Here is a 23473-nt window from a genome sequence, read left to right on the forward strand (position 1 = left end):
TGCCGGGCAGCCGAGCCGGGTCGGGTGACGGTGGTTCCGCCTAGCGTGATGGTATGACCGAACGCACCCCAGGACGATGGAAACGGGTCGGTCTGACGACGCTGCGCATAGTCGTGCTGGCCGTGGTCGCGGCCGGAGGGCTGGTTCTCGAAGCACGACAAGACGCCGTGGGCGACTTCCTCGACGGCTTCAGCTGGCAGTGGTTCTACACCGTCGCCGGATGGGCGCTCATCCTGCTCGGAATCGTGTCCCAGGTCGTGTGGGGGTGGCGGGTCGATCTCATCGAGGCCCGCAACACCACCGATGTCGCCCAGATCCGCGTCACGATGAAAGACGCGCTGAAGCCGGTCCTGGCGAAGGTGTCCGAGATGCCCGACCTCGATGCCGACGGCCGCGCCGCGCATCTGGCCGTGGTGGCCTCCGACGCCTCGTGGGCGCTGGCGACTCTGCTCCTGCGACACGTCGATCGCGCCAGGGTGGGCGTCTACGGGATGTCGGGTGACGGGAGCGCGCTGCGCATCGTGGGGTACGGCGGACGAGGAGAGAAGCCCGGCGAGTTCCTCGCGGGGCGCCCCGGTGCCGATCTCGCCCTGCAGCGGGTGAAAGACGGCTCGCCGCTGATCGTGCACGATCGGCGCAGCGATCCGCCGCCGGGCTGGGATCGGGAGAGTGCCGAGTGGCGGTCCTTCGTGTCGGTGCCCATCGTCAGCAACGACGGCTTCGCGTACGGCATGCTGAACGTCGATTCACCCAGCGAGGAGATGTTCCAGGACACCGAGCAGCAGATCGTGTCGGTGGTTGCGGAGATACTCGCCATAGCGTTCGCTCTCGCCTTCCCGAAGAGTGAACGACGGGCTCCCGCCAGGGGGCGGAAGGTAGGAGCACGAACATGAGCACAGTGTCCATCGCAGGTCTGCCCAGTGCCATCGGCCGCGTGCGCGTGAGCAACCACACCCGCATCGAGACGCCCGACCTGAGCGATCGCTCGGCGGTCGAGGCGATCTTCGCGGATGCCGCCCGCATCGTGAAGGCCGAACGTGCACGCCGCAGGCACTGGAGCCGCGAGGGCCGCTGAGGTCATCCGCCTTCACGCGAAGAACGGCCCGACCCTGAGGGACGAGCCGTTCTCTCAATCGTGCCGGTGGTGGGACTCGAACCCACACGTCTCTCGACAAAGCATTTTGAGTGCTCCGCGTCTGCCATTCCGCCACACCGGCGCACGAGCCTGCATCAGGATACCGTAGGCTTTCCGACGTGACTGACGCAGATACCTCCACTGTTCCCCCTCGGCGCGTCGTCGTCGCAGAGGATGAGTCCCTCATCCGTCTCGACATCGTCGAGATCCTCCGCGACAACGGCTTCGACGTCGTCGGAGAGGCCGGAGACGGCGAGACGGCAGTGGCCCTCGCGACCGAACTGCGCCCCGATCTCGTCATCATGGACGTCAAGATGCCGAAGATGACGGGCATCCAGGCTGCGGAGCAGCTCTCCAAGAACCACATCGCCCCCGTCGTCCTCCTCACGGCCTTCAGCCAGAAGGAGCTCGTCGAGCAGGCCAGTGAAGCCGGTGCCCTCGCCTACGTCGTCAAGCCGTTCACGCCGAACGACCTCCTGCCGGCCATCGAGATCGCCCTCGCCCGGTACGCCCAGATCATCGCCCTCGAGGCCGAGGTCGGCGACCTCGTCGAGCGCTTCGAGACCCGCAAGCTCGTGGACCGCGCCAAGGGCCTGCTCAACGAGAAGATGGGCCTGTCGGAACCCGAGGCGTTCCGCTGGATCCAGAAGGCGTCGATGGACCGCCGTCTCACCATGCACGACGTCGCCCAGGCGATCATCGAGCAGCTCGCGCCCAAGAAGGCGTAGATTCACCAGCGCCCCATCGCTCGCTGAGGCCCGGACGGAGTCCGCGGCCGACGCGTCAGCAGCGCGGCTCACGCGGGACGCTTCGGTCGCGCGCTGCGCGCGGACCTAGCGACCGGAGACGTCCTTGATCAGGTTCGTGATCCTGATGGTCGAGCAGCGCCGACCCTGATCGTCGGAGATGGCGATCTCGTGCGTCGTCAGCGTGCGACCAAGGTGGATCGGCGTGCACACGCCCGTGACCCAGCCACTCGTCGCGGAGCGCGTGTGCGTGGCGTTGATCTCGATGCCGACGGCGAGCTTGCCCTCGCCGGCGAAGAGGTTCGCGGCCATCGACCCCAGCGACTCGCCGAGCACGACGTAGGCGCCGCCGTGCAGCAGCATCGCGGGCTGCGTGTTGCCCTCGACCGGCATCCGCGCCACCGATCGTTCGACACGGAACTCGGTGAACTCGATCCCCATCTTCTCGGCGAGGGCTCCCATGCCCCGGGTCTGAACCCAGTCGATCCGGTCGGGGGTCTCGTCGCTCATCGTCGCCTGTCGGTCGGGGCATCCGGGGTGCCGGAGCGTGTCGGATGCGGCTTGTAGTCTGGGGTCGTGTCAGACGCCGAAAAGCCTACCCTCCTCGTCATTGACGGCCACTCGCTCGCCTTCCGGGCCTTCTACGCCCTCCCCGTCGACAGTTTCCGCACCCGTGACGGGCAGCACACGAACGCCATCCACGGCTTCCTGTCGATGCTGCTCCTGCTCCTCCAGAACGAGAAGCCCACCCACATCGCCGTGGCCTTCGACATCTCACGGCACTCCTTCCGCACCCGCGAGTACTCCGAGTACAAGGGCACGCGCGGCGAGACCCCGCCCGAGTTCATCGGGCAGATCCCGCTCCTGCAGGATGCCCTCGCCGCGATGAACATCGTCACGGTCGAGAAGGAGGACTACGAGGCCGACGACATCCTCGCCACCCTCGCGAAGCAGGGTGTCGAGCAGGGCTTCCACGTGCTCCTGGTCTCGGGCGACCGCGACACCATCCAGCTGGTGAACGAGAACGTCACCCTGCTCTACCCGAACTCGCAGGGCGTCTCGCAGCTCAAGCGCTACGACCCGGCGGCGGTCGAGGAGCGCTACGGCATCCGCCCCGAGCAGTACCCCGAGGTCGCCGCCCTCGTGGGCGAGACCAGCGACAACCTTCCTGGCATCCCCAAGGTCGGCGAGAAGACGGCGGTCAAGTGGCTGGGCCTCTACGGGTCGCTGCAGGGCATCCTCGACAATGCCGACGAGATCAAGGGCGTCGTCGGCCAGAACCTCCGCGACAATCGCGAGAACGCCGTGCGCAATCGACGCCTCAACCGCCTGGTCGACGACGTCGAACTCCCCGTGGGCCCGACCGACCTGACGCGCCAGAAGATGAACGAGGATGCCGTCCGGGAGCTCTTCGGCCGCCTCGAGTTCCGCACGCTCCTCGACCGCGTCTACAAGCTCGAGGGCAGTGGCACGACCGCCGGTGCCGAGGGAGCTGCCGAGATCGCCGCCGCCGCCCCGGGCGTTCCATCCACGCCGACCCCGCGCCTGCTCCTCGACGAGGAGCTGCGTGCCTGGTTCGAGAAGGCCACGGCCGCCCACCCCGACGGGCTGGGCCTCTCCGTCGAGACCCTCGACGGCAAGGTCATCGGCTTCGGCGTCGCGAGCGCCACCGAGGTGCTCGACATCCCGTGGCAGGCCGGCCGTGCCGACTACCTGCCGTTCGAGACGTGGCTCGCCAGCGATGCCCCCAAGATCCTCACCGACGCCAAGCCGCAGCTCAAGGCGTTGAAGCGCAGCGACCTCGCGTTCGGCGGCCTCCGCACCGACAACCTGGTCGCCGGCTGGCTGCTGCGCCCGAGCCTGCAGGAGAAGAACCTGACCCAGCTCGTGCAGCGCTACCTGCACGAGGTCATGCCCGAGGCCCCCGCCAACCAGCTGGTCCCCGACGACTCCGTGGTCGCCGGCCCGCCCATCCAGGCCTGGTACACGCTACGCGTGGCTCCGGTCATCCTCGGCGAACTCTCCGAGGGCTCCCGCAGCGTGCTCTCCGACATCGAGATCCCGGTGCTCCTCGCCCTCGTCGACATGGAGCTCCGCGGCGTCACCGTGAGCCACGAGCAGCTCTCGGCCCTCTCCAGTGAGCTGGGCGAGAAGGCAGCGGGGCTCGCGGCAGCCGCCTACGCCGAGATCGGCCGCGAGGTGAACCTCGGTTCGCCCAAGCAGCTCCAAGACGTGCTGTTCGACCAGCTGGGCATGCCGAAGACCCGCGCGAACAAGACGGGGTACTCGACGGATGCCGGTGCCCTGGCCGACCTGCAGGAGTCGAACCCGCACCCCTTCCTCGACCTGCTCCTGCAGCACCGCGACGCGACGAAACTGCGCCAGATCGTCGAGACGCTCGACAAGGCGATCGACGCGACGGGCCGCATCCACACCACCTACGTGCAGGTGGGCTCGGCCACCGGGCGCATCTCCTCCAACGACCCGAACCTGCAGAACATCCCGGTGCGCACCGAGGAGGGTCGCCGCATCCGTGCCGCCGTCCAAGCCGGGCCCGGCTACCAGACGCTGCTCACCGCCGACTACTCGCAGATCGAGATGCGCATCATGGCGCACCTGTCGGGCGACCCCGGACTCATCGAGGCCTTCAACTCCGGCGAGGACCTGCACCGGTTCGTCGGCGCGCGCATCTTCGGGGTCGAGCCCGAAGACGTCACCGCACTCCAGCGCACCAAGGTCAAGGCGATGTCGTACGGCCTCGCCTACGGTCTCAGCGCCTTCGGACTGTCGAAGCAGCTCCGCATCGACACGGCGCAGGCCAAGCAGCTCATGGGCGACTACTTCGAGCGTTTCGGCGCCGTGCGCGCCTACCTGCGCCAGGTGGTCGAGCAGGCCAAGGTCGACGGCTACACCGAGACGATCTTCGGTCGCCGTCGTCCGTTCCCCGAACTCGCCAGTCCCAACCGCGTGCTGCGCGAGGGCGCAGAGCGGGCGGCGCTCAACTCGCCGATCCAGGGCTCGGCCGCCGACATCATCAAGATCGCGATGATCGGTATCGAGCAGGACGTGACCGAGGCAGAACTGGGCTCGCGCATGCTCCTCCAGGTGCACGACGAGCTCATCTTCGAGGTCGTCGAGGGCGAATGGGACCGCCTCGAGCAGATCGTGCGCGGTCGCATGGCAGGAGCCGCCGACCTGCTGGTGCCGCTCGAGGTGCAGGTCGGTCGCGGAGACGACTGGGACTCCGCGGCGCACTGACGAGTGCGAGCGCGTGGGTGCTCTCAGCCCATAGGCTCGAAGAATGACGGCTGATACCCCGCGTACCCCCACTGCCATCGACCGCATCGCCGAGGACTGGGTCGACACCCTCGTGGTGCTCGAGCCGACCCTCGGTACCTACATCGGACGCACCGAGGTCAACGATCGCTTCGCCGACCTGTCTCCGGCCGGCCGCGACACCGTCGTCGACGCCGGTCGCGAGGTGCTCTCCGCACTGGAATCGGCTGCGCCCGTCGATGACATCGACACCGTCACCCAGGCCGACCTGTCGAGCGAGCTGCGACTGGCCATCGAGAGCCACGATGCCCGCCTGCACCTCCGCGACCTGAACGTGATCGCCAGCCCCGTGCAAGACCTGCGTGACGCCTTCGATCTCATGCCGACGGACACCGTGGAGGACTGGGAGACGATCGACAAGCGCCTCGGCGCCCTGCCTGCGGCTCTCGACGGGTACATCGAGACCCTGCGCCAGGGCATCCGGGAAGGCGTCACGCCAGCGAAGCGTCAGGTGCGCGAAGTGCTGACCCAGGCGCGCAAGCTCGCCGCGAACGACGGTTTCTTCTCCAGCTTCGTCGCCGATGCGGAACTCGCCGACGGCGACCTCCCCGCCTCCCTCGCCAAGCAGCTCGCCGCCTGCGCCGGAGCGTCGTCCACCGCCTACGGCGAACTCGCCGAGTTCCTCGCCAACGAGCTCGAGCCCGCAGCCACCGACCGTGACGCCGTCGGCCGCGACATCTACGCCCTGCAGTCCCGTCACTTCCTCGGCGCCACCATCGACCTCGACGAGACCTACGAATGGGGCATCGAGGAGCTCGCCCGCATGGTGGCCGAGCAGGAGGCGATCGCGCGCGAGATCAAGCCCGGGGCATCCGTCCAGGAGGCGATCGAATTCCTCGACGGCGATGCCAGTCGCAAGCTGCACGGCACGGATGCCCTCCAGCGCTGGATGCAGGAGACCAGCGACCGCGCCGTCGCCGAGCTCGGCGCCACGCACTTCGACATCCCCGAGGAGATCCGCACCCTCGAGTGCATGATCGCCCCCACACAGGAGGGCGGCATCTACTACACGGGGCCGACCGACGACTTCTCCCGCCCCGGCCGCATGTGGTGGTCCGTGCCCGTCGGCGTCACCGAGTTCGACACCTGGCGCGAGCTCACCACGGTCTACCACGAGGGTGTTCCCGGCCATCACCTGCAGATCGGGCAGGCCGTCTACAACCGCGCGAAGCTCAACACCTGGCGCCGGCAGCTGGCGGGCACCTCCGGCCATGCCGAAGGGTGGGCGCTCTACGCCGAGCGACTCATGGAGCAGCTCGGCTACCTCGACGACCCCGCAGACCGCCTCGGCATGCTCGATGGCCAGCGGATGCGGGCCGCTCGCGTCGTGCTCGACATCGGCGTGCACCTCGAGAAGCAGCGTCCCGACGGCAACGGCCCGTGGACGGCGGAGTACGCGCTCGAGTTCATGCGCGCCAACGTCAACATGAGCGATGAGTTCATCCGCTTCGAGGTCAACCGCTACCTCGGTTGGCCGGGCCAGGCTCCGTCGTACAAGGTGGGCCAGCGCATCTGGGAGCAGCTGCGCGACGACGCCGCCGCGCGTGAGGGGTCGGCGTTCTCGATCAAGGAGTTCCACCGTCGCGCCCTCGACCTGGGTGGCGTCGGCCTCGACACCCTCCGCTCCAGCCTGCTCGGCTGAGCGTGGGGCATCCCCTCTCTCCCTACGAGCGCGCGCTCGGCGACGCGGTGGCGGGGCTGCATCCGCGTCTCCGCGCCTATTTCGCGGCCGTGCCGGTGGGCTCGGTCGGGCGCGGCAGCGGGGTGTTCGACGTCGTCGGCACCCCGCGACGGTGGACCTGGCCTGCGCTCACCGTGCTCGCCCGCTCCGGGGTGGTGTTCCCGGTCTGGCAGCGCGACGTGTCGTTCACCGTCGAGAATCGCGGCACTCCCGATGGTGCCGTAGTCGCCCGCAGGGTCTTCGACCTCGACGGTGGCGAGCGCACGATGGCCGACAGGGTGTCGATGACCCCCATCGGGCTGGTCGACGAGCTCGGCCACGGCCGCCGCGGGCGAGTCGTGCGGGCTGCGTTCCGGGCCACCGCCGTCGACGGCGCACTGGTCCTCGACTCGACCCGGGTGGGCCTGCGGATCGGGCCGCTGCGTATCGAGCTTCCCGGACTGCTTGCGCCGCGAGTGACCCTGGTCGAGCGCTTCGACGATACCAGCGGGCGACAGCACGTGGCGCTGACCATCGACCTGCTCGTCGTCGGGCGGGTGTACGAGTACTCGGGATCGTTCGCGTACGCCATCACCACAGCTGCGACCCGGATCGCACCAACCGAGGGGAAGAAGTGATGCGGAGAGTCGTCATCGCCGGAGCATCGGGCTTCATCGGACGTGTCCTGATCGCGCGCTACGAGGCTGCCGGGTGGCAGGTGCACACCATCGGGCGCTCCGGCGCCGATGCACGGTGGGGCGACACCGCAGGCATCGCCGCACTGCTCGACGGCTCCGAGCTGCTCGTCAACCTCGCGGGCAAGAGCGTCAACTGCCGGTACACGGATGCGAACCGCGCGGAGATCTTCCGCTCGCGTCTCGAGACCACGGCCGAGCTGCGCCGCGCGATCGCGGCGACGAGCTCGCCTCCGTCGCTCTGGGTCAACTCGTCGACGGCGACCATCTACCGGCACGCCGAGGACCGCCCGATGACGGAGAGCGCGGGCGAGCTCGGCTCGGGATTCTCCGTCGCCGTCGCGAAGGCGTGGGAGGCCGAACTGTTCGCCGACGACCTGCCAGGCACCCGCCGGGTCGCACTGCGGATGGCCATCGTGCTCGGGGACGGGAGCGTCATGCCGCCGCTCGTGAGGCTGGCGAGGTTCGGCCTCGGCGGGCCTCAGGTCGACGGGCGCTGGTTCGCCACCCGGGCGCGGCGCCGGAACGGGACGCAGCACGAGTTCCGCGCCCGGGCCGGAGCACAGAAGTTCAGCTGGATCCACATCGACGACGTCGCAGGCATCATCGACTTCCTGGTCGAGCGTCCGGACATCGACGGGATCGTGAACGCCAGCTCCCCGCATCCGTCGGACAACCGCACGTTCATGGCGACCCTCCGGCGCGTGCTCGGCGTGCGCCTCGCCCTGCCCGCTCGGCGCTGGATGCTGGAGGTCGGGTCCGCCGTGATTCGCACGGAGACCGAGCTCGTGCTCAAGAGCCGATGGGTGGTGCCGGAACGGCTGAGCGACGCCGGATACCCCTTCATCTGGCCCGATCTCGAGCCAGCGCTCCGCGACATCCTGCAGCCGGAGCGGGCCGCAGGAGAGGGTTTGCGATCGGTCCCTCGAAACAGGTAGTCTGGAACGTCACATTTGTGACATCTATCCGCACGCCTCTCGCGGAAAACCATTCTCTGCACGATCCCTGCGAGCGGCCTGATCCTGTCCGTACTGGAGCAACTACTACATGACAACCGCAACGACCGAGAAGGCAACAAAGCAGGTCGCCATCAACGACATCGGCTCAGCCGAAGACTTTCTTGCCGCGGTCGAGAAGACACTGAAGTTCTTCAATGATGGAGACCTCATCGAGGGCACCGTCGTGAAGATCGACCGCGACGAGGTTCTCCTCGACGTCGGCTACAAGACCGAGGGTGTCATCCCCTCGCGCGAGCTTTCCATCAAGCACGATGTCGACCCCTCCGAGGTCGTCAACGTCGGCGACACCGTCGAGGCCCTCGTTCTCCAGAAGGAGGACAAGGAAGGCCGGCTCATCCTGTCGAAGAAGCGTGCTCAGTACGAGCGTGCATGGGGCGACGTCGAGAAGATCAAGGAGGCCGACGGTGTTGTCACCGGTTCGGTCATCGAGGTCGTCAAGGGTGGACTCATCGTCGACATCGGACTCCGTGGATTCCTCCCGGCCTCGCTCATCGAGCTCCGCCGCGTGCGCGACCTCACGCCGTACCTCGGCCAGGAGATCGAGGCCAAGATCCTCGAGCTCGACAAGAACCGCAACAACGTGGTCCTGTCGCGCCGCGCCCTGCTCGAGCAGACGCAGTCCGAGAGCCGCACCACGTTCCTGAACAACCTCCACAAGGGCCAGGTCCGCAAGGGCGTCGTCTCGTCGATCGTCAACTTCGGTGCGTTCGTCGACCTCGGCGGCGTCGACGGTCTCGTCCACGTGTCCGAGCTCAGCTGGAAGCACATCGAGCACGCCAGCGAGGTCGTCGAGGTCGGTCAGGAAGTCACCGTCGAGATCCTTGAGGTCGACCTCGAGCGCGAGCGCGTGTCGCTCTCGCTCAAGGCCACCCAGGAGGACCCGTGGCAGGTGTTCGCCCGTACCCACGCGATCGGTCAGGTCGCTCCGGGTAAGGTCACCAAGCTCGTTCCGTTCGGTGCGTTCGTGCGCGTCGCAGACGGCATCGAGGGCCTCGTGCACATCTCCGAGCTCTCCGGCAAGCACGTCGAGCTCGCCGAGCAGGTCGTGTCGGTCGGCGAAGAGGTCTTCGTCAAGGTCATCGACATCGACCTCGAGCGTCGCCGCATCTCGCTGAGCCTCAAGCAGGCCAACGAGGGTGTCGACCCCGAGGGCACCGAGTTCGACCCGGCGCTCTACGGAATGCTCACCGAGTACGACGACGAGGGCAACTACAAGTACCCCGAGGGCTTCGACCCGGAGACCAACGACTGGCGCGAGGGCTTCGAGACCCAGCGCGAGAAGTGGGAGCAGGAGTACGCAGCTGCCCAGGCTCGCTGGGAGGCTCACAAGAAGCAGGTCGCCACGGCCAACGACGAGATCGCACCGGTTCCGGCCGCTGCAGGTTCCTCGTTCACGAGCGAGTCGGCTTCCGCCGGCACGCTTGCTGACGACGAGTCGCTCGCCGCGCTTCGCGAGAAGCTCTCGAGCAACAACTAGGTCCGTCTGACGGATTGAGCGGCCGGGTCCTTCGGGACCCGGCCGTTTCGTCGTTCCGGGCCGGTGAGCAGTCCTCGGGTGTGGCCTGCTTTGGGGTGACGGATGCCCGCCGGCAGGCATCCGCTCCGTGTTAGCGTGACTCGTCCCATCCTCCCCACCGAGGCGAACCAGCCTCGGAACGCCCATCGAAGGACCTCGTGTGAAGCGCTGGATCCTCATCACCGCCGCCCTCGTGGTCGGCGTGATCGCGGCGGCCGTCGCGCTTCCGGGTGTGGTGGGAACCAGCTATGCGGCCTGGAACGCGACAGCTCCGGTGGCTGCCGGGGTCTCGGCCGGGACCTGGTCGGCGACCCCGACCCCGACGCCGACTCCGCCCGCCAGCGGGAACCCGATCACCTCGGGCTCGGGTCCGACGACCATCGTCGCCCTGAACTGGCAGCTCTCGAGTCCGGTGCAGTTCTGCACCTCCGGGCTGAAGGTCGGCACGACGTCGAGCACTCCGGTTCCCTGGGTTCTGAGAATCGACACGAAGCAGGCGCCCTTCAACGGTGCTGCCCCCACGCAGATCGAACCCACCGCGACGACCACCGGACCGAACGCGAGCGGGATCCTCACGATCACCGGGCAGAACTCGATCTCCGGAAGCCAGACGCAGGACGTCTCCATCTGCATCTACACAGGAGGCAAGCCGCCGGCGGTCGCTGCGGCCGGCTCGTCCACCTACACCGTCGGGTCGTTCGAGATCACCAGCTACAACGGCTTCGACTACGCATGCATCCGGGGAACCGTGACGGGGTACTCCCAGTTCTATGTGGGCTGGACCGCGACCATCGACTGGGATGCCGTGCTCGCGGCGAAGTACGGCCGGGGGACGACCGCGTACCAGAACCTCATCGCCAAGCCGCTGGGCTCGTGGCTCGCCACCGGGCCGCGTGGCGGTGGCACCATGGCCGTGACGCGCAGCGGCAACGTGTACACGGGCTCGGGAAGCGACGGCTGGACCAGCTCCGGGACCAAGGTCGGCGAGACGCAGGTCGTGACGGCCTGCACCTAGGCTGTGCGGCATGGTTCGCGACTCACATCACGCGGCGTCCTTCGGCGAGAACGCCGGCGGCTACGACGCGCATCGGCCCTCCTATCCACTCGAGACCGTCCGCTGGCTGATCGGCGGAGGCGAGGGGGCGTCGGGCGATGCCCCGGGCGATCTCGAGGTGCTGGATCTCGGCGCCGGGACCGGCAAGCTCACCGAGCGGCTCGTCGAGCTCGCGGCATCCGTCACCGCCGTCGATCCCTCGCCCGAGATGCTCGAGGTCCTGGGCGAGCGGATGCCGCACGTGCGCACTCTCGTCGGCTCGGCCGAGGCGATCCCACTGCCCGACGACTCGGTCGATCTCGTGACAGTGGCCCAGGCCTGGCACTGGGTCGACCCTGAGGCCGCGACGCGGGAGGTGCTGCGCGTCCTCCGACCCGACGGGCGTCTGGCGCTGATCTGGAACACCCGCGACGACACGATCCCGTGGGTCGACGCGCTGTCCGCCGCGATGCACCGCGGGTTGCACGAGGCGACAGCGTTCCACCCGACGCTCGGCGCCGGGCTCGAGCTGACGGCCAAGAGGGAGGAGCGGTGGATGTCCCGCACCACCCGCCAGGGCCTGCTCGAGCTCGCGACGACGCGCAGCTACTACCTCACAGCCTCGGCGGAAGAGCGCTCGGCGATGCTGGAACGGATCGAGAGCGTTCTCGATTCCCACCCCGAGACCCGGGCGCCCGAGATCCTGCTGCCGTACGTCACCGAGGCCTGGATCGCCGAACCGTGGGTTCCCGGATGCTGACCCCGGGTCGCCGAGCGGCCCAGCGAGTAGGATCACGACTGTGTACCTCATCGGACTGACAGGCGGAATCGCCTCAGGCAAATCGACCATCGCACGGCGTCTCGTGGAGCACGGTGCCGTGCACATCGACGCCGACCAACTGGCACGCAAGGTCGTCGAGCCCGGAACCGAGGGGCTGGCCCAGATCCGTGAGGCCTTCGGCGACGCTGTACTCGCTCCAGACGGCTCCCTTGACCGGAAAGCTCTCAGCGAACTGGTGTTCTCGGACGCCGCGGCTCTCGATCGGCTGAACGGCATCGTGCACCCCTTGGTGCGTGAGCTGTCGGGTCGTCTGTTCGCCGCAGCCGACGCCGCGAGGCCCAACGCGGTCGTGGTCTACGACGTTCCCCTGCTCGTCGAGGCCGAGCTGGATCATCCGTTCGACCTCGTCGTCGTGGCCCATGCCACGAAGAAGACCAGGGCGGAGCGTCTCGTCGACATCCGCGGCTTCTCCGAGGAGCACGCGCAGGCCCGAATCGACGCGCAGGCGTCCGACACCCAGCGCCTCTCGATCGCCGACGTCGTGATCGACACCGACGGCACGCTGGGCCACACCGTCAGTCAGACCGACGCGCTCTGGGCACGGATTCGCGAGGAGCTGGCCGCTCGGGGCTAGACCGCTTCCGCGGCGCCTGTCCGCCGTCAGCGGACCCCACCCGGCCGAAGTGTCGGTGGGCGAACCTAGACTTGAAACCATGCAACCGACACGTTCCGTGCGCCCTTTCGAGGTTATCAGCGAGTACACGCCGAGCGGCGACCAGCCGACGGCGATCGCCGAGCTGGCGGGCCGTATCAACGCGGGCGAGACCGATGTGGTGCTGCTCGGCGCCACGGGGACCGGCAAGTCGGCGACGACAGCCTGGCTCATCGAGCAGGTGCAGCGACCCACTCTCGTGCTCGCGCACAACAAGACGCTGGCAGCGCAGCTCGCGAACGAGTTCCGCGAGCTCATGCCGAACAACGCCGTCGAGTACTTCGTCTCGTACTACGACTACTACCAGCCCGAGGCCTACGTTCCGCAGACCGACACCTTCATCGAGAAGGACTCGTCGGTCAACGCCGAGGTCGAGCGCCTGCGCCACTCCACCACGAACTCACTGCTGAGCCGACGCGACGTCATCGTGGTCTCCACGGTGTCGTGCATCTACGGCCTCGGCACGCCCGACGAGTACATGAACGCGATGATGGCGCTGCAGGTGGGGCAGCGGGTCGACCGCGACTGGCTCATCCGCAAGTTCGTCTCGATGCAGTACCAGCGCAACGACGTCGACTTCTCGCGCGGCAACTTCAGGGTGCGGGGCGACACCATCGAGATCATCCCCATGTACGAGGAGCTGGCGATCCGCATCGAGATGTTCGGTGACGAGATCGAGGCGCTCTACAGCCTGCATCCGCTCACCGGCGACATCGTGCGCAAGCTCGACGCTGTCGCCGTGTTCCCCGGATCCCACTACGTGGCGTCGACGGATGTCATGCAGCGAGCCATCGGCACGATCCAGACCGAACTGCACGAGCGACTCATCGAGCTCGAGCGGGAGGGCAAGCTGCTCGAGGCCCAGCGCCTGCGCATGCGCACGTCCTTCGACCTCGAGATGATGGAGCAGATCGGCTTCTGCTCCGGCATCGAGAACTACTCGCGGCACATCGACGCACGCGCGCCGGGGGAGGCCCCGCACTGCCTGCTCGACTACTTCCCCGACGACTTCCTGGTCGTCATCGACGAGTCGCACGTGACGGTTCCGCAGATCGGCGCCATGTACGAGGGCGACTCCTCGCGCAAGCGCACCCTGGTCGAGCACGGCTTCCGCCTGCCGAGCGCCCTCGACAACAGGCCGCTCAAGTGGAACGAGTTCAAGGAACGCGTCGGCCAGACCGTCTACCTCTCGGCCACCCCCGGCCGCTACGAGATGGGCATCGCCGACGGCGTCGTCGAGCAGATCATCCGTCCGACAGGTCTCGTCGACCCGCAGATCGTCGTGAAGCCGTCCAAGGGCCAGATCGACGACCTGCTCGAGGAGATCCGCCTGCGTGCGGCCAAGGACGAGCGCATCCTGGTCACGACACTGACCAAGAAGATGGCGGAGGAGCTCACCGACTTCCTCACCGAGGCCGGGGTGCGGGTCCGTTATCTGCACTCGGATGTCGACACGCTTCGTCGCGTCGAGCTGCTGACCGAACTCCGGGCCGGCGTCTACGACGTGCTCGTCGGAATCAACCTGCTGCGTGAAGGGCTCGACCTCCCCGAGGTGTCCCTGGTGGCGATCCTGGATGCCGACAAGGAGGGCTTCCTCAGGTCGTCGACCTCGCTTATCCAGACCATCGGTCGCGCCGCCCGCAACGTCTCCGGCGAGGTGCACATGTACGCCGACGTGATGACGGACTCCATGGCGAAGGCCATCGAGGAGACCACCCGCCGACGCGAGCGGCAGGTCGAGTACAACACCCTCAACGGCATCGACCCGACTCCACTGCGCAAGCGCATCGCCGACATCACCGACGTGCTCCAGCGCGAGGAGGCGGACACGGCGGAGCTGCTTCGTGGCCGTGATGCCCGCAAGAAGGCGCCGACGCCCAACCTGCGGCGCGAGGGCATCGCCGCCGCCGGGGCGAATCAGCTCGAGGACCTCATCGCCGACCTCAACTCGCAGATGCTCGAGGCTGCCGGGGAGCTCAAGTTCGAGCTCGCCGGGCGGCTCCGCGATGAGCTCTCCGACCTGAAGCGCGAGTTGCGCCAGATGGAGAAGGCCGGCCACATCTGATCTCGCCCTGAGGTTCTTCTGGCGAGGTCGTTGTGGGGCGGGTCGCGGTGGGGCGGCTCTGCCGAAGTCCCGCCCAAGGATGCCCACCGAACCCCGGACTTCGGCAGAGCCGCCCCACCGCTCGCTTCGCGAGCGAGTGGGGGCGAGTGGGGCGAGGGGGATGTGGAACCGAGGAGAGCTGAAGTGCCGCTCTCGCCGCGACTGGCGCCTACGCCGTCAGCCGCGCTGGAGGGCCGAGCGGGCCCTGGTCGCGTCGACGCCGAGCCTGGAGAGCAGCGCGGCGGCCGGGTCGGGCGCGGGCCGCTCGAGGAGGGCCAGCACGAGGTGGCTGAGCTCGATCCGCCTCGACCGTTCCACGACCGCGTACTCGAGCGTCCGCTTCATCACGACCTTGCCTCCGGCGGTGAGGCGGGGCCGCGGAGTTCCGACGGCGTGGACCAGCGGCCCGTAGGCGGCGACATCGACGCCGATCTGCGCGAGCGCCTCTCGATCCGCGGCATCGGCCGCAGTCTCGGCGGTTGCCGCGTCGACGCCCAGCGCCGACGCGATCCCGTCGTCGGCGAGGGCGGCCAGGAGCAGATGCTCGGTTCCGAGTCGTCGGTCGCCGCGACGGCCGGCGACCTCGACGGACCGCACCACGGTGTTCCTCGCCTCCACTGCGAATCGCTCAAACATGACGTTCCTCCTTCGCGTACTTGGTGTGCACGGACTGGCGGGTGACGCCGAGAGCGTCGCCGATCTGCTCCCATGACCATCCGGCTGCGCGTGCTGCGGCCACGTGGGTGGCTTCGACGCGCTCGGCGAGCCTGTGCAGTGCCAGCACAGCCCGCAGACCGGTCGCCGGGTCCACCGCCTCGGTCTTCTCTTCCTTGTCCATGCCGTCAGTCTGAACTGACAGATCGCCTTTGTCAACTGAAACTGACATGACGTTCCACGGAACACATGAGTGTCGAGGGCGGGATCGTCGAGGTCGGGGTTCGGTGGGCATCCTTGGGCGGACCTCGAGGATCCCGCCCTCGACACGACCCTGCACCACGTCAGTGGTGGGGCGGCTCTGTCGAAGTCCGGGGTTCGGTGGGCATCCTTGGGCGGGACTTCGGCAGAGCCGCCCCACCACGCTCGGGGGCTCCGTTCGCTGTGGGCACGTGCCGCTCGGGGAAGAGTGTCAGTGGGGCCTCGTAGACTTTCAGGGTGTCTGTGTCAAAGGTCGAAAACCACTCCCAACTGAGCGTTCGCGGTGCCCGCGTGCACAATCTCCAGAACGTCGACCTCGACATTCCGCGTGATTCCCTCGTCGTCTTCACCGGTCTCTCGGGCTCCGGAAAGTCGTCGCTCGCGTTCGACACCATCTTCGCCGAGGGCCAGCGTCGCTACGTCGAGTCGCTGTCGGCCTACGCCCGTCAGTTCCTCGGCCAGGTCGACCGCCCCGACGTCGATTTCATCGAGGGCCTGAGCCCCGCCGTCTCGATCGACCAGAAGTCGACGAACCGCAACCCGCGCTCCACCGTCGGCACGATCACCGAGATCTACGACTACATGCGCCTGCTCTGGGCACGCATCGGCGTCGCCCACTGTCCCATCTGCGGTGAGACCATCCAGCGCCAGACCGTGCAGCAGATCGCCGACCAGCTGATGGAGCTCGATGCCGGCATCCGCTACCAGGTGGTGAGCCCCGTCGTCTCGCAGAAGAAGGGCGAGTTCGTCGACCTGTTCAAGGAGTTGGCGGCATCCGGCTACTCCCGTGCCATCGTCGACGGCGAGACCATCCAGCTGAGCGAGCCCCCGGTGCTCAAGAAGCAGGTCAAGCACGACATCTCCGTCGTCATCGACCGCCTCGTCGCCGGCCCGGAGATCCTCGGGCGTCTCACCGACTCGCTCGAGACCGCCCTGCGGCTGACCGACGGCCTCGTCAGCATCAACTATGTCGACGCGACGGGTCCCGACGCCTGGCAGAACTTCTCCGAGAAGCTGTCGTGCCCGAACAACCACCCGATCCAGCTCACCGAGATCGAGCCGCGCACCTTCTCGTTCAACGCCCCGTTCGGCGCCTGCCCCGAGTGCTCCGGCCTCGGCACCCGCATGTCCGTCGACGAGGACCTCCTGCTCGGCGACCACGAACTCAGCATCGCCGAGGGCGTCATCCTGCCGTGGACCTCGCAGGGCAAGAGCCTCTACAACTACTACGAGAAGCTGCTCGAGGGCCTGTCCCGAGACCTGAAGTTCTCGCTGAAGACCCCGTGGAGCGAGCTGCCCGCGAACGCACGCAACGCCGTGTTGCGCGGCGAGAACTTCGAGGTGCGCGTCAAGTGGCGCAACCGCTACGGCCGCGAGATGAGCTACACCTCGGGCTTCGAGGGCGTCGTGCCCTACATCGAGCGCCAGTACCTGCAGGCGGAGACCGACGTCCAGCGTGCGCGTTGGTCGGAGTACCTGCGTGAGGTGCCGTGCCCTGTCTGCGACGGCAAGAGGCTGAAGCCCGAGGTCCTCTCGGTGCTCATCCACGGCTCGAGCATCGCCGACGTCGCCGAGCTCAGCCTCACCGACGCTCGCGGCTTCATGGACCAGATGGTGCTCACCGACCGTGAGCAGACCATCGCCGCGCAGGTGCTGCGCGAGATCAAGGTGCGCCTCGACTTCCTCATCAGGGTCGGGCTCACCTACCTCAACCTCTCTCGCGCCGCGGCTACGCTGTCGGGCGGCGAGGCCCAGCGCATCCGTCTGGCCACCCAGATCGGTTCCGGACTCACCGGCGTGCTCTACGTGCTCGACGAGCCCAGCATCGGCCTGCACCAGCGCGACAACCGCCGCCTCATCGAGACGCTCCTCGCCCTGCGCGACCTCGGCAACACGCTCATCGTCGTCGAGCACGACGAGGACACCATCCGCACCGCCGACTGGATCGTCGACATCGGACCCGGCGCCGGCGTCAACGGCGGCAAGGTCGTGCACTCGGGGTCCTACGACGACCTGCTCGCGAACCAGCGCTCGCTCACCGGCGACTACCTGTCCCGCCGCAAGGAGATCATCACTCCGCACACCCGGCGCAAGATCGACAAGGAGCGCATGATCTCCGTCGTGGGCGCCGAGGTGAACAACCTGCGCAAGGTCACCGTCGACTTCCCGCTCGGCACCTTCACGGCCGTCACGGGCGTGAGCGGCTCGGGCAAGTCGTCGCTCGTCAACGACGTGCTCTACCGCGTGCTCGCCAACAAGCTCAACGGGGCTCGCAAGCTCCCGGGCAAGCACACGCGCGTCACCGGCCTCGACCACCTCGACAAGGTCGTGCACGTCGACCAGGCTCCGATCGGCCGCACTCCGCGCTCGAACCCGGCGACCTACACCGGCGTCTTCGACCGCATCCGCAACCTGTTCGCCGAGACCAACGAGGCGAAGGCCCGTGGTTATCTGCCCGGCCGGTTCAGCTTCAACGTCAAGGGCGGCCGCTGCGAGGCCTGCTCCGGCGACGGCACCATCAAGATCGAGATGAACTTCCTGCCCGACGTCTATGTCGCGTGCGAGGTCTGCGGCGGCTCGCGCTACAACCGCGAGACCCTGCAGGTGCACTACAAGGGCAAGAACATCTCCGAGGTGCTCGAGATGCCGATCAGCGAGGCAGCCGAGTTCTTCGAGCCGATCAGTGCCATCCACCGATACCTCAAGACCCTCGTCGACGTGGGCCTCGGCTACGTCACGCTCGGTCAGAGCGCCACGACGCTCTCGGGCGGAGAGGCCCAGCGCGTGAAGCTGGCGACGGAGCTGCAGCGCAGGTCCAACGGGCGCAGCGTCTACGTCCTCGACGAGCCGACCACGGGCCTGCACTTCGAGGACGTGCGCAAGCTCCTCATCGTGCTGAACGGGCTCGTCGACAAAGGCAACACCGTGATCGTGATCGAGCACAACCTCGACGTCATCAAGTCGAGCGACTGGGTCATCGACATCGGACCCGAGGGCGGATCAGGCGGTGGCCAGATCATCGCCACGGGTACGCCCGAGGCCGTCTCACGCAGCAAGAAGAGCCACACGGGCCAGTTCCTGCGCGAGGTGCTCGAAGCGGATGCGGAGAACCACGGCGTCATCGCCCGAGTCGCGGGCTGAGGCCCATGGCGAACGTCCTGTCGTACCGACCGAAGGCGGGGGAGATCCCCACGCAACCGGGCGTCTACCGCTTCCGTGACGCCACCGGCCGGGTGCTCTACGTCGGCAAGGCGAAGAACCTCCGGGCGCGTCTCAGCAACTACTTCGCGCCGCTGCACACCCTGCACGAACGCACCCGCCGCATGGTCACGACGGCCGCGGGCGTCGAGTGGACCGTCGTCGGCAACGAGGTGGAGGCGCTCCAGCTCGAGTTCACCTGGATCAAGGAGTTCGATCCGCCGTTCAACGTCATGTTCAAGGACGACAAGTCCTATCCCTACATGGCGGTGACCCTCGGCGAGGAGGCGCCGCGGGTGCTGGTCACCCGCAACACCAAGATCCGAGGGGCGCGCTACTTCGGGCCGTATCCGAAGAAGTGGGCCGTCGACGAGGTCATCGAGCTGATGATCAAGGCGTTCCCCATCCGCACCTGCAAGGACTCGGACTACAAGCGGGCCATGCAGTCGGGCAAGCCGTGCTTCGCCGGCCAGATCGGCCGCTGCTTCGGGCCGTGCTCGGGCAAGGTCACCATCGAGGAGCATCGCGAGGCCGTCAAGAGGTTCGTCTCCTTCATGGCCAACCAGGACCGCCGCATGGTCGCAGAGCTCACGCAGGAGATGAAGGCGGCATCCGAGGAGCAGAACTACGAGCTCGCCGCACGCCGTCGCGACCAGGTCGTCGCCCTCGAGGCCGTGCTCGAGAAGAGCGCCGTCGTCCTCCGCGACTCCGTCGACATCGATCTGTTCGGCATCGTGCACGATGAGCTGGCCGCGGCTGTGCAGCTCTTCGTCGTGCGCGGCGGTCGCATCCGCGGTGTGCGCGGGTGGGTCGTCGACAAGGAACTCGACATGTCGATGGCCGAGCTGGTCGACTCGATCGTTCCGCAGGTCTACGCAGAGGGGCTCACGCCGCCTCGCGAGATCGTGGTGCCCGAGCTGCCTGAAGACGCACCGGCGCTCGAGAGCTGGCTCGAGGACCGCAGCCCGACGAAGGTGCGGTTGCGAGCCGCCCAGCGGGGCGACAAGGCCGCTCTCCTCGAGACCGCGAACCAGAACGCCGGTCACGCGCTCATGCTCTACAAGACGCGTCGCAGCGCCGACTTCACGTCCCGCTCGAAGGCCCTGGAGGACATCCAGGAGGCCCTCGGAATGGCCGACGCGCCGCTCCGCATGGAGTGCTACGACGTGTCCCACCTGAGCGGAACCAACGTCGTGGCCTCGATGGTCGTCTTCGAGGACGGCCTGCCGCGCAAAGACGAGTACCGCCGGTTCAACATCCCCGAGACCACCGACGACACCGACTCGATCCACCGCGTACTGACGCGCCGGTTGGCCTACCTCACCGATCCCGAGGCCGAGCCAGACCCCATCGAGGTCGTCACCGCCGACGGCGTCGTCGAGCCGGCGAAGCGGCGCAAGTTCAGCTACAGCCCCAACCTGCTCATCGTCGACGGCGGCCAGCCGCAGGTCGCTGCTGCGGAGCGTGCGCTGCGGGAGTCCGGCGTCACCGGCATCCAGCTCTGCGGCATCGCGAAGCGGCTCGAGGAGATCTGGCTGCCCGACTCCGACTTCCCGGTCATCCTCCCGCGCAACAGCGAGGCCCTGTTCCTGTTCCAGCGCATCCGCGACGAGGCGCACCGATTCGCCATCACCCACCAGCGCACGAGGCGCAAGCGCGACATCGCGTCGGTGCTCGGCGAGGTGCCGGGTCTGGGGCCGGCACGCGTGCGCGAACTTCTACGGCACTTCGGATCCGTGGCCCGTCTGAAGCTCGCGACACCCGAGGAGATCGCCGAGGTGTCCGGCATCGGAGCGACCCTTGCAGGGGCCATTCGCGCCCATCTCGACGCCTGAGCGTCCGCGGGTCGATAGGCTGTAACCTCCCACCCCTAGAACGAAGGCGCATTCGAAGCCATGACGGACGTCGAGCAGAAGGAAGTCCTCATCATCACGGGGATGTCCGGCGCCGGCCGATCCACCGCCGCCGACGCGCTGGAGGATCTCGGCTGGTACGTGGTCGACAACCTGCCCCCGCAGATGCTGCGTCCGCTGGTCGAGTTGGTCGAGCGGGCGTCATCCGGGCTCCCGAAGATCGCGGCCGTCGTCGACATCCGCGGTCGGGACTTCTTCGACGAGATCAGCGAGATGATCAGCGTGCTGCGCGGGGGAACGGAACTCCGAGTGGTGTTCCTCGATGCGACGGATGCCGCCCTCGTGCGGCGCTTCGAGTCCGTCCGCCGGCCGCACCCCCTGCAGGCCGACGGCACGCTGCTCGACGGCATCTCGGAGGAGCGTGCGCGCCTCGGTTCCATCCGCGAGGCCAGCGACATCGTCATCGACACCTCTGAGCTGAACATCCACCAGCTCGCCATGACGGTGACCGACCTCTTCGCCGAGGAGGGCGCCGCCGAGGTGCGGGTCACCATCGTGAGTTTCGGTTTCAAGTACGGGGTGCCGGCGGATGCCGACCACGTCGCCGATGCCCGCTTCCTGCCGAACCCCTTCTGGGTGCCGGAACTGCGGGCGCAGACCGGCCTCGACGCTCCGGTCAAGGAATTCGTGCTCGGCCAGCCGGGCGCACGCGAATTCATCCAGCGGTACGCCGCAGCGCTGGAGCCCGTACTCGCCGGCTATCGCCGCGAGAACAAGCGCCACGCGACCATCGCCATCGGGTGCACGGGCGGCAAGCACCGCTCGGTCGCCCTCGCCAGAGAACTCGCCCACGAGCTGGAGCAGATCCCCGGGATCGGCGTGAGCGTGAAGAACCGCGACCTCGGTCGCGAGTAGCTTCGGCTCGAACCCGACGTACGACGACAGAACGCAACAGAATGGAACATCGATTGGCTCTCACAGCCGACGTCAAAGAGGAACTCGCACGCACCGAGATCAACCGCACCACGGTGCGTGCCGCAGAACTGGCGACGGTCCTGCGCTTCTCCGGCGGCCTGCACCTCATCTCGAGCCGCATCGCCGTCGAGTCCGAGCTCGACTCCGCGCTCATCGCGCGCCGGGTGCGCAAGGACCTCGCCGAGCTCTACGGGGTGCGCAGCGACGTCTCCGTCGTCGCGGCCACGGGCCTGCGCCGTACCAGCCACTATCTCGTGCGCGTGCTCGACGGCGGTGAGACCCTCGCCAGGCAGACCGGTCTGCTCGACGCCCGGCGTCGTCCCATCCGCGGTCTCCCGAACCGCCTGACCACCGGATCCCGCGAGGAGATCTCGGCCGTGTGGCGCGGCGCGTTCCTTGCCAGCGGGAGCCTGACCGATCCCGGTCGCTCAGCCGCCCTCGAGGTCACCTGCCCCGGCAACGAGGCGGCCATGGCCCTCGTCGGCGCCGCCGGCCGCCTCGGCATCCCGGCCAAGGCCCGCGAGGTGCGCGGAGTGCACCGCGTCGTCATCCGCGACGGCGAGGCGATCAGCTCGATGCTCGTCGCCATGGGCGCCACCGACACGGTGCGCAACTGGGAGGAGCTGCGCCAGCGCCGCGAGGTGCGCGCTACGGCCAACCGCCTGGTCAACTTCGATGACGCCAACCTGCGCCGCTCGGCCCAGGCGGCCGTCGCGGCGTGCTCGCGCGTCGAGCGCGCCCTCGAGATCCTCGGCGACGACGTACCCGACCACCTGCAGTACGCCGGCGACCTGCGCCTGCGTTTCCGCGACGCCAGCCTCGACGAGCTCGGCCACCACGCCGAACCGCCGATGACGAAGGACGCCGTGGCCGGCCGCATCCGTCGACTCCTGGCCATGGCCGACAAGAAGGCCGTCGATCTCGGGATTCCCGACACCGAGGCCAACCTGCCCGCCGATCTCGACGACTGATCTCCGCTCGCAGACGTCGGCATGTGTCAACCCCGGGAAGCATTCGGGGACCACGATGGTTGCCGTCACTAGACTGGAAAAGTCGCCCTCACGGGCACCTCGATCGCCACGCGCGACGCGCGTGGCTCCACTAGGAGGATGAACAACGCACATGGCTGACTACACGCTGCCGGAACTCGCCTACGACTACTCGGCCCTCGAGCCGAGCATCAGCGGCACCATCATGGAGCTGCACCACTCGAAGCACCACCAGGCCTACGTGACCGGCGCGAACACCGCCCTGCAGCAGCTCGCAGAGGCCCGCGACAGCGGAAACCTCGCGAACGTGAACAAGCTCGAGAAGGACCTCGCGTTCAACCTCGGCGGTCACGTGAACCACTCGATCTTCTGGACCAACCTCTCGCCGGACGGCGGCGACAAGCCCACGGGTGAGCTCGCGGCGGCGATCGACGACAACTTCGGTTCCTTCGACAAGTTCCAGGCCCACTTCACCGCCACGGCGCTCGGCGTCCAGGGCTCCGGATGGTCGGTCCTCGCCTGGGACTCCATCGGCCAGCGCCTCATCATCGTGCAGTTCTTCGACCAGCAGGCCAACTTCCCGGCCGGCACGATTCCGCTGCTCATGCTCGACGTCTGGGAGCACGCCTACTACCTCGACTACAAGAACGTGCGCGCCGATTACGTGAAGGCATTCTGGAACATCGCGAACTGGGCGAACGTCGAGCAGCGCTTCGTGACGGCGCGAGAGAAGACCTCGGGCCTGCTGCTACTGTCATAGCGGATGGGTCGTCCCGGCGACCCGGGACACCGTCGTCCGGTTCTGT

20 protein-coding genes and 1 tRNA gene are annotated in these 23473 nt (G+C 67.8%); 17 read left to right on the plus strand and 4 right to left on the minus strand.

The genetic code is table 11. The annotated features are described in order from the left end of the window. Nucleotides 1-53 precede the first annotated feature (53 nt). Complete coding sequence (locus E4M00_RS05720) at nt 54-893, plus strand: GAF domain-containing protein (protein WP_135119497.1); 840 nt, start codon at nt 54-56, stop codon at nt 891-893. Further along, entirely contained in the window at nt 890-1075 is a 186-nt protein-coding gene (locus E4M00_RS05725; protein WP_135119498.1) for a hypothetical protein, read from the plus strand. The genes E4M00_RS05720 and E4M00_RS05725 overlap by 4 nt, the downstream gene beginning before the upstream one ends. A 61-nt stretch (nt 1076-1136) precedes the next feature. Here the strand turns inward: E4M00_RS05725 and E4M00_RS05730 are convergent. After that, nucleotides 1137-1217, minus strand: a tRNA-Leu gene (locus tag E4M00_RS05730). A 37-nt stretch (nt 1218-1254) separates the two neighbouring features. Here E4M00_RS05730 and E4M00_RS05735 point away from each other — a divergent pair. Then, nucleotides 1255-1863, plus strand: coding sequence for an ANTAR domain-containing response regulator (locus tag E4M00_RS05735; RefSeq protein WP_055818249.1), 609 nt, complete (start codon nt 1255-1257; stop codon nt 1861-1863). A 105-nt stretch (nt 1864-1968) separates the two neighbouring features. Here the strand turns inward: E4M00_RS05735 and E4M00_RS05740 are convergent, their stop codons facing one another. Next, nucleotides 1969-2391, minus strand: a complete 423-nt coding sequence (locus E4M00_RS05740; RefSeq protein WP_135119499.1) for a hotdog fold thioesterase — start codon at nt 2389-2391, stop codon at nt 1969-1971. Nucleotides 2392-2457: 66 nt separating this feature from the next. On the opposite strand from E4M00_RS05740, the gene polA reads away from it, so the two are divergent. The 9 genes from polA to uvrB all read left to right on the plus strand — a co-directional run bounded on the left by polA (nt 2458) and on the right by uvrB (nt 14698). Beyond that, nucleotides 2458-5139 carry a DNA polymerase I gene (gene polA, locus E4M00_RS05745; protein WP_135119500.1) on the plus strand — a complete coding sequence of 894 codons (2682 nt, stop codon included), beginning with the start codon at nt 2458-2460 and terminating at the stop codon, nt 5137-5139. Nucleotides 5140-5182: 43 nt separating this feature from the next. Continuing rightward, nucleotides 5183-6859, plus strand: coding sequence for a DUF885 domain-containing protein (locus tag E4M00_RS05750; protein WP_135119501.1), 1677 nt, complete (start codon nt 5183-5185; stop codon nt 6857-6859). Between the two features lie 2 nt (nt 6860-6861). Next, entirely contained in the window at nt 6862-7515 is a 654-nt protein-coding gene (locus tag E4M00_RS05755) for a DUF4166 domain-containing protein (protein ID WP_135119502.1), read from the plus strand. Next, nucleotides 7515-8510, plus strand: coding sequence for an epimerase (locus E4M00_RS05760; RefSeq protein ID WP_193555548.1), 996 nt, complete (start codon nt 7515-7517; stop codon nt 8508-8510). The genes E4M00_RS05755 and E4M00_RS05760 overlap by 1 nt, the downstream gene beginning before the upstream one ends. Before the next feature lie 109 nt (nt 8511-8619). After that, the gene (rpsA, locus tag E4M00_RS05765; RefSeq protein WP_056163212.1) at nt 8620-10068 is read left to right on the plus strand and encodes a 30S ribosomal protein S1; all 1449 of its coding nucleotides are present in this window, start codon (nt 8620-8622) and stop codon (nt 10066-10068) included. Nucleotides 10069-10267: 199 nt separating this feature from the next. Further along, nucleotides 10268-11122 carry a hypothetical protein gene (locus E4M00_RS05770; protein WP_135119504.1) on the plus strand — a complete coding sequence of 285 codons (855 nt, stop codon included), beginning with the start codon at nt 10268-10270 and terminating at the stop codon, nt 11120-11122. Between the two features lie 10 nt (nt 11123-11132). Then, nucleotides 11133-11900, plus strand: a complete 768-nt coding sequence (locus tag E4M00_RS05775; protein WP_135119505.1) for a class I SAM-dependent methyltransferase — start codon at nt 11133-11135, stop codon at nt 11898-11900. Between the two features lie 40 nt (nt 11901-11940). After that, nucleotides 11941-12555, plus strand: coding sequence for a dephospho-CoA kinase (coaE, locus tag E4M00_RS05780; protein WP_135119506.1), 615 nt, complete (start codon nt 11941-11943; stop codon nt 12553-12555). A 79-nt stretch (nt 12556-12634) separates the two neighbouring features. Further along, entirely contained in the window at nt 12635-14698 is a 2064-nt protein-coding gene (gene uvrB, locus E4M00_RS05785) for an excinuclease ABC subunit UvrB (protein ID WP_056163198.1), read from the plus strand. A 216-nt stretch (nt 14699-14914) separates the two neighbouring features. On the opposite strand, the gene E4M00_RS05790 is transcribed toward uvrB, so the two are convergent. Both E4M00_RS05790 and E4M00_RS05795 read right to left on the minus strand, forming a co-directional pair. Next, nucleotides 14915-15373 carry a Clp protease N-terminal domain-containing protein gene (locus E4M00_RS05790; RefSeq protein ID WP_135119507.1) on the minus strand — a complete coding sequence of 153 codons (459 nt, stop codon included), beginning with the start codon at nt 15371-15373 and terminating at the stop codon, nt 14915-14917. Continuing rightward, complete coding sequence (locus tag E4M00_RS05795; RefSeq protein ID WP_135119508.1) at nt 15366-15575, minus strand: helix-turn-helix domain-containing protein; 210 nt, start codon at nt 15573-15575, stop codon at nt 15366-15368. The genes E4M00_RS05790 and E4M00_RS05795 overlap by 8 nt, the downstream gene beginning before the upstream one ends. 314 nt (nt 15576-15889) lie before the next feature. Between E4M00_RS05795 and uvrA the strand changes: the two genes are divergently transcribed. The 5 genes from uvrA (at nt 15890) to E4M00_RS05820 (ending at nt 23427) form a co-directional block, all read left to right on the plus strand. Next, on the plus strand, nt 15890-18793 hold the full coding sequence (gene uvrA / locus E4M00_RS05800) for an excinuclease ABC subunit UvrA (RefSeq protein ID WP_135119509.1): 2904 nt from the start codon (nt 15890-15892) through the stop codon (nt 18791-18793). Nucleotides 18794-18798: 5 nt separating this feature from the next. Next, nucleotides 18799-20685, plus strand: a complete 1887-nt coding sequence (uvrC, locus tag E4M00_RS05805) for an excinuclease ABC subunit UvrC (RefSeq protein ID WP_135119510.1) — start codon at nt 18799-18801, stop codon at nt 20683-20685. A 60-nt stretch (nt 20686-20745) separates the two neighbouring features. After that, nucleotides 20746-21618, plus strand: coding sequence for an RNase adapter RapZ (gene rapZ, locus E4M00_RS05810; protein WP_135119511.1), 873 nt, complete (start codon nt 20746-20748; stop codon nt 21616-21618). Between the two features lie 53 nt (nt 21619-21671). Then, nucleotides 21672-22649 (plus strand): DNA-binding protein WhiA, encoded by a 978-nt coding sequence (gene whiA / locus E4M00_RS05815; RefSeq protein ID WP_055818282.1) that lies wholly within the window; start codon nt 21672-21674, stop codon nt 22647-22649. Nucleotides 22650-22800: 151 nt separating this feature from the next. Then, entirely contained in the window at nt 22801-23427 is a 627-nt protein-coding gene (locus E4M00_RS05820; protein ID WP_055904615.1) for a superoxide dismutase, read from the plus strand. Nucleotides 23428-23473: the final 46 nt, after the last annotated feature.

Origin of the sequence: Orlajensenia leifsoniae, from assembly GCF_004570845.1 — a bacterium.
GTDB classification, from domain to species: Bacteria; Actinomycetota; Actinomycetes; order Actinomycetales; family Microbacteriaceae; genus Orlajensenia; species Orlajensenia leifsoniae.

What these genes read in the sequence shown, in the direction of transcription:
- rapZ (WP_135119511.1), top strand. Translation starts at nt 20,746, where the DNA reads ATGACGGACGTCGAGCAGAAGGAAGTCCTCATCATCACGGGGATGTCC.
- E4M00_RS05760 (WP_193555548.1), top strand. Translation starts at nt 7,515, where the DNA reads ATGCGGAGAGTCGTCATCGCCGGAGCATCGGGCTTCATCGGACGTGTC.
- E4M00_RS05750 (WP_135119501.1), top strand. Translation starts at nt 5,183, where the DNA reads ATGACGGCTGATACCCCGCGTACCCCCACTGCCATCGACCGCATCGCC.
- E4M00_RS05820 (WP_055904615.1), top strand. Translation starts at nt 22,801, where the DNA reads ATGGCTGACTACACGCTGCCGGAACTCGCCTACGACTACTCGGCCCTC.
- E4M00_RS05725 (WP_135119498.1), top strand. Translation starts at nt 890, where the DNA reads ATGAGCACAGTGTCCATCGCAGGTCTGCCCAGTGCCATCGGCCGCGTG.
- E4M00_RS05775 (WP_135119505.1), top strand. Translation starts at nt 11,133, where the DNA reads ATGGTTCGCGACTCACATCACGCGGCGTCCTTCGGCGAGAACGCCGGC.
- uvrB (WP_056163198.1), top strand. Translation starts at nt 12,635, where the DNA reads ATGCAACCGACACGTTCCGTGCGCCCTTTCGAGGTTATCAGCGAGTAC.
- E4M00_RS05720 (WP_135119497.1), top strand. Translation starts at nt 54, where the DNA reads ATGACCGAACGCACCCCAGGACGATGGAAACGGGTCGGTCTGACGACG.
- E4M00_RS05795 (WP_135119508.1), bottom strand. Translation starts at nt 15,575, where the DNA reads ATGGACAAGGAAGAGAAGACCGAGGCGGTGGACCCGGCGACCGGTCTG.
- uvrC (WP_135119510.1), top strand. Translation starts at nt 18,799, where the DNA reads ATGGCGAACGTCCTGTCGTACCGACCGAAGGCGGGGGAGATCCCCACG.
- rpsA (WP_056163212.1), top strand. Translation starts at nt 8,620, where the DNA reads ATGACAACCGCAACGACCGAGAAGGCAACAAAGCAGGTCGCCATCAAC.
- E4M00_RS05790 (WP_135119507.1), bottom strand. Translation starts at nt 15,373, where the DNA reads ATGTTTGAGCGATTCGCAGTGGAGGCGAGGAACACCGTGGTGCGGTCC.
- E4M00_RS05740 (WP_135119499.1), bottom strand. Translation starts at nt 2,391, where the DNA reads ATGAGCGACGAGACCCCCGACCGGATCGACTGGGTTCAGACCCGGGGC.